3 protein-coding genes are annotated in these 6,000 nt (G+C 75.2%); 2 read left to right on the top strand and 1 reads right to left on the bottom strand.

Annotated features, from left to right (window positions below; all coding sequences use genetic code 11):
• Positions 1-2,301: [protein-PII] uridylyltransferase (locus AB0881_RS32315; protein ID WP_366623069.1), on the top strand; the 2,301-nt coding region annotated here is incomplete at its 5' end.
• 1,103 nt (positions 2,302-3,404) lie between these two features.
• On the opposite strand, the gene AB0881_RS32310 is transcribed toward AB0881_RS32315, so the two are convergent.
• Positions 3,405-4,118: an RNA polymerase sigma factor gene (locus AB0881_RS32310; RefSeq protein ID WP_366623067.1), complete on the bottom strand. Its 714-nt coding sequence runs from the start codon at positions 4,116-4,118 to the stop codon at positions 3,405-3,407.
• Positions 4,119-4,359: 241 nt separating this feature from the next.
• Between AB0881_RS32310 and ffh the strand changes: the two genes are divergently transcribed.
• Entirely contained in the window at positions 4,360-5,928 is a 1,569-nt protein-coding gene (gene ffh, locus AB0881_RS32305; protein WP_366623066.1) for a signal recognition particle protein, read from the top strand.
• Positions 5,929-6,000 lie beyond the last annotated feature (72 nt).

The following is a 6,000-nucleotide window of genomic DNA, read 5'->3' as shown; positions in this document are numbered from 1 at the left end:
GTCGGCGAACAGCCCGCCGACCTCCGGGCCGACCGAGGAGTGCAGCGGGGTCGGCTCCGCCCGGACGGGGTGGCGCTGGTCGCGGTCGGCAGCCACGCGCGGCGGGAGCTGACGCCCGGCGGGGACCTGGACCTGGTGCTGCTGCACCGGGGCCGGGCGGACGTCGCGGCCGTCGCCGACCGGGTCTGGTACCCGGTCTGGGACTCCGGCGTCCGGCTCGACCACTCGGTGCGCACGGTGGCCGAGGCCCGCGAGGTCGCCCGCACCGACATGAAGGCGGCGCTCGGGCTGCTCTCGGCGCGCCGCGTCGCCGGCGAGCACACCCTGGTGGACGAGCTGCGCGCCGCCGTCCTGGCCGACTGGCGCGCCGACGCCCGCCGCCGGCTCGCCGAGCTGGGCGAGATGTGCCGGGAGCGCTGGGAGTCCAAGGGCGAGCTGGCGTTCCTCCTGGAGCCCGACCTCAAGGAGGCCCGCGGCGGGCTCAGGGACGTCGACGTGATGCGCGCCGTCGCGGCGTCCTGGGTGGCCTCCGCGCCGGACGCCCGCGTACAGGCCGCCCACGGCCTCCTCCTGGACGTACGGCACGCCCTGCACGAGGTGACGGGACGTTCCGCCGACCGCCTCGTCCTCCAAGAGCAGGAGGCCGTCGCCGCCTCGCTTGGGATGCTGGACGGCAACGTGCTCCTGCGCACCATCGCCGAGGCGGCCCGTACGGTCACGTACGCGGGCGACCACCTGTGGCGGCGCGTCGAGCGTTTCTGCGCTCCGCGCCGTACCGGCCTGACCCCACCGGCCCGTCCGGCACGCCGCGCCGCCGGCTCCCGGGGCGTGGAACGGAACCCGGTCGGCGACGGCGCCGTTGAGCAGGACGGCGAGGTCGTCCTCGCGCGCGACGCGGACCTGAAGGATCCGGCGCTGGTACTGCGGGTGGCCGCCGCAGCGGCTCAGGCGGGCCTTCCGCTGGCGCCCGCGACGGTCGCCCGGCTGGCCGACGAGGCGGTGCTGCCCCCCGTACCGTGGCCCGCCGAGGCCAGGGACGCGCTGGTGTCCCTCCTCGGAGCGGGCTCGGCCGCCATCGGCGTGTGGGAGGCGCTCGACCAGGCCGGCCTGGTCGTCCGGCTGCTGCCCGACTGGGAACGCGTCCGCAACCGCCCCCAGCGCAACCCCGTGCACCGCTACACCGTGGACCGCCACCTGGTGGAGGCCGCCGCGGGCGCCGCCGCCCTCACCAGGGACGTGTCGCGCCCCGACCTGCTGCTGGTGGGCGCGCTGCTGCACGACATCGGCAAGGGATGGCCGGGAGACCACTCCGTGAGCGGCGCCGTCGTCGCCCGCGACCTGGGCGCCGCGCTGGGCTTCGACGACGAGGACGTCCAGGTGCTGGAGACCCTCGTACGGCACCACCTGCTGCTGCCCGAAACGGCGACCAGGCGCGACATCGACGACCCCCGTACGGTGCAGGCCGTCACGTCCGCCGTGGCCGCCGTCCCCGGCCGCGAGCGCGAGCTGATCGAGCTGCTGGCCGCGCTCGCGATCGCCGACGGCCAGGCCACCGGCCCGGCCGCGTGGGGCGCGTGGAAGGCCGGGCTGATCGCCGAGCTCGCCCGCCGCGCCGCCGCGGCGCTGACCGGGGGCACCCCGCCCCCGCCGCCGTCCCTGGACGGCGCCAGGCTCGCCCTGGCGCGCCACGACGGCGGCGCGGTCCGCGTCTCCGGGGCCCACATCACCATCGCCGCTCCTGACCGTTCCGGATTGCTCTGGAAGGCCGCGGGCGTCCTGGCGCTGCACCGGCTGCTGGTCCGCACGGCCCGCACGTCCTCCCCGGCGGTGTCGGGGGACAGCGGCCCCGGGACGGCGGTGCTGCAATTCACGGCGGTGCCCGAATACGGCAACCCGCCCGACCCGGCCGCGCTGGAGGCCGACCTGCGCCGCATGCTGGCCGACCGCCTCGACGTCGCCGGCCGGCTGGAGCGGCGCGCCCGGAGCGCCCGCGCGCGGCCCGCCATCGACGTCCCGCCGCCGCGCGTGACGATCGTGGACGACGCCTCCAGCACGGCGACCGTCGTGGAGGTGCGCGCCCACGACCGCCCGGGGCTGCTGTGGCGCATCGGCCAGGCACTGGGGGAGTGCGGCCTCCAGGTCCGCGCGGCCCAGGTGGACACGCTGGGCGCCGACGCCGTGGACGTCTTCTACGTCGTGGACGCCTCGGGGAGGCCGCTGACGGACACCGGACGGCTCAGCGAGGTACGCCGGCACGTCCTGGACGCGCTGACCCCTTCGCGGCCCGCGGCGCCCGCCTAGCGGACCGGCCCTATCCGCCCTATCCGCCCTATCCGCCCTATCCGTCCTATCCGCCCTATCCGGCCGGGGGCCGCGACGGCTGCCGGGTGGTGTCCCGCCCATCCTGACCGCCGTCCGGATCGCCGGACTCGCCGCTCTCGGCGGCCGCCGGCGGGCGGTCCTGGCTCTCGGATCGCGGAGTGGTCCCGGAATAGTTGGTGCCGGGGTTGGCGCCGGGGTCGGTGCCGGGCGCCGGGACGTCGCTCCTGGGCTTTCCGCTCTTGGTGGGCTTTCCGGGATTGTCGGGTCTGCCGCTACCGCTGCCGGGATCGGGCCTGCCGGGCCTCGGGGTCCCGTTTCCGTTGTTGTTCCCAGGGCCCGTGGGCTTGGGGCTCTTGGTCTCAGGCGTCTTGGTGGGCGACTCGGTCGCGCCGGGCTCGGCCGACCGCGTCTCCTGGGGCGGCGACAGGAGGCCGGCGCGTAGGACGGGACCTGCTGCGTGCCGCCGGCGGCCCGGACGAGGGCGCGCAGCCCGGGCTTGGCCAGCTCGGCGGCGCGGTCGGCGGGCTCGACGGCCTCGTACGAACGGCACAGGCCCGCCATGGCCTCCTGGGACGGGGGCGCGGCGGGCTCGCCGGTGCCGCCCTGCGGCAGCCGGGACGAGTGCGAGCGCTCCGGCGTGATCGTCGGGTTGGGGCCCGGGCTCAGCGGGCCCAGCGGCAGCTTGCCGAGATGCGCCGCGTACGTCAGCCCGCCGGCCGCCGTGGCGCCGGCCAGTGCGAGTGCCGCGATCTTCACCGGCAGCAGCCGGGTGAGGGGGAACCAGGCCCTCTCGGCGACCCGAGGTGACGAGGCGCCCGGCGAGAGCGCGGCGGCGTGGAAGGCGGCCACGGCGGCCTCCTCACCGGCCAGCTCGGCCTCCGAGCCACGGGCGGAGGCGGCGGCGAGCAGGCCCGCGAGGGGCTGGGGGACGGCCCGTGGATCGCCCGGAGCGCCGGCGAGCAGGCGCTCGGCGGCGTCATCGTCCAATCCCTGGCTGTCGGTGTTCATCTCACCCTCTTCAGCGCTGGGGCCCGCGAACGTGTCACTCCCGCCCGCGCCGCCCGTGTATCTCCTGCTCGGGCTCACCTGGCGGCGTCCGGCGGCGGGGCGCCGCGCGCGCCCGACGGCTGCCGTCCGATCTCCGCGGCGGTCCCTCCGGCCCCGCGGGCCGCCGGCGCGCCGCCGGCGGCGCCGGCCTGCTCGGAAGGACTGGTCCCTCCGAGTTCCTCGGGCGGCCCGGGGTGCTCGGCGAGGCGTTCGGCCAGGCGGCGCAGGCCCCGGTACGCGGCGGTCCGCACCGCGCCGGAGCGCTTGCCCAGCACCCGCCCCGCCTCCTTGGCGTCCAGGCCGACGACCACGCGGAGCAGCACGGCCTCCGCCTGGTCGCGGGGGAGCCCGCAGATCAGCGCGACGGCCGCGCCGGTGGACAGCCGTTCCAGCGCGTCCCGCTCGGTGTCGTCGGCGCCCGTCAGGCCGGTCACCTCGTCGATGTGCACGCTGGCGTCCGGCCGCCGCCCGAGGCGGCGCAGATGGTCCAGCGCCCGGTGCCGGGCGATGGTGGTGGCCCAGCCGCGGAACCGGTCGTAGTCGCCCTTGAACGAGCCCAGATCGCGGGCGATCTGCAGCCACGCGTCCGCGGCGACGTCCTCCGCCTCCCCGTCCACCAGGGCGCGCAGGTAGCGGAGCAGCCGGGGCTGCAGGTCCCGGTAGAGCGTCCGGAAGGCCGCCTCGTCCCCGGCCTGCGCGTCGCGCAGGGCCGCCTCGAGTTCCCGGCCGGGAGCGGCGCGATCCTTCATGTGCCTCTGTCGCAAGGCCGGTGGTTCACGTGTTGGTCCTCGGTGGGGTGGGGGGTCCGACGCGGTCACAGGGCCATGGCGCACCGCCGCATAAAGCCCCTGAAGCGTTCAGCGTACGTTCAGTATCCGATGTCACACCTTGAAACGGCGTAACTGCTCATCGTCTCTCCGGGCGGGAACCGCCCGGTGACCCGATACGCTGGGGCTGATCCCAGAAGCTTCCAAGGACGGGTCCAGACACGTGTTCGAGACGCTCTCCGACCGGTTGACGACGGTCTTCTCGTCGCTGCGCAGCAAGGGCCGGCTCTCCGAGGCCGACATCAACGCGACGGCCCGCGAGATCCGTGTCGCGCTGCTCGAGGCCGACGTGGCGCTGCCCGTGGTCAAGGACTTCATCGCGCAGGTCAAGGAGCGGGCCCGCGGCTCGGAGGTCTCGCAGGCGCTCAACCCGGCCCAGCAGGTCGTGAAGATCGTCAACGAGGAGCTCATCAACATCCTCGGCGGCGAGACGCGCCGGATCCGGTTCGCCAAGAACCCGCCCACGGTGATCATGCTGGCGGGCCTCCAGGGCGCGGGCAAGACCACCCTGGCGGGCAAGCTGGCCCGCTGGCTCAAGGCCGAGGGCCACGCGCCCCTGCTGGTGGCCGCCGACCTGCAGCGTCCCAACGCCGTGCAGCAGCTCCAGGTGGTCGGCGAGCGCGCGGCCGTGCCCGTCTTCGCCCCCGAGCCCGGCAGCGGCGTCGGCGACCCGGTCGACGTGGCCCGCCGGTCCATCGACCAGGCCAGGCACGCCCAGCACGACATCGTCATCATCGACACCGCCGGCCGCCTGGGCGTCGACGCGGAGATGATGCAGCAGGCCGCGGACATCCGCGACGCCGTCCGGCCGGACGAGATCCTCTTCGTGGTCGACGCGATGATCGGCCAGGACGCGGTCACCACCGCCCAGGCGTTCGTGGACGGCGTCGGCTTCGACGGCGTCGTGCTGACCAAGCTCGACGGCGACGCCCGCGGCGGCGCCGCGCTGTCGGTCCGGCACATCACCGGCCGGCCGATCATGTTCGCCTCCACCGGCGAGAAGCTCGAGGACTTCAACGTCTTCCACCCGGACCGGATGGCCGGCCGGATCCTCGACATGGGCGACATCCTCACCCTGATCGAGCAGGCCGAGCAGGCGTTCGACACCGCCCAGGCCGAGAAGATGACCACGAAGTTCGCCTCGGGCGAGGACTTCACCCTCGAGGACTTCCTCGAGCAGATGATGATGATCCGCAAGCTGGGGCCGATCGGCAACCTGCTCGGGATGATGCCCGGCATGGGGCAGGTCCGCGACCAGGTCAGCCAGATCGACGACAAGGACCTCGACCGGGTCGCCGCGATCATCCGCTCGATGACCCCGGACGAGCGCGCCAACCCCAAGATGATCAACGGGTCCCGGCGGGCCCGGATCGCCAAGGGCTCCGGCGTCTCCGTCGGCGAGGTCAACAGCCTGGTCACCCGCTTCTTCGACGCCCAGAAGATGGTCCGGCAGATGGCCGGCGGCATGGGCCTGCCCGGTACGCCGGGGCGCCGCAAGGCCAAGGCGGCCGCCAAGGCCAAGAACAAGAAGGGCAAGCAGCGCAGCGGGGACCCGCGCAAGCGCAACCTCCAGCGCCCCGCCGAGCAGGAGCCCGCGGCCGCCGACAACGGCGCCCCGCAGGGCCTCCCGCCCGGTCTCGGCGGCCAGCTGCCCCCGGGGCTGGGCGGCCAGCTGCCGCCCGGCTTCCAGATGCCCGACCTGAACAAGCTGCAGGGCCGCAAGAAGAAGTAGGGAAGTAAGCCGGCGCGGTCACGTACGTCACACCCGGCCCGGCCGGGGCCCTGCTCGGGCCCGTTCCGGCCC

This window comes from Spirillospora sp. NPDC029432, from assembly GCF_040703975.1.
GTDB lineage: Bacteria > Actinomycetota > Actinomycetes > Streptosporangiales > Streptosporangiaceae > Spirillospora.
This window is presented reverse-complemented; position numbering and strand designations above follow the sequence as displayed.

Excerpts from the sequence above, each read along its gene's own strand:
- AB0881_RS32310 (WP_366623067.1), bottom strand. The coding sequence starts at position 4,118 with ATGAAGGATCGCGCCGCTCCCGGCCGGGAACTCGAGGCGGCCCTGCGC.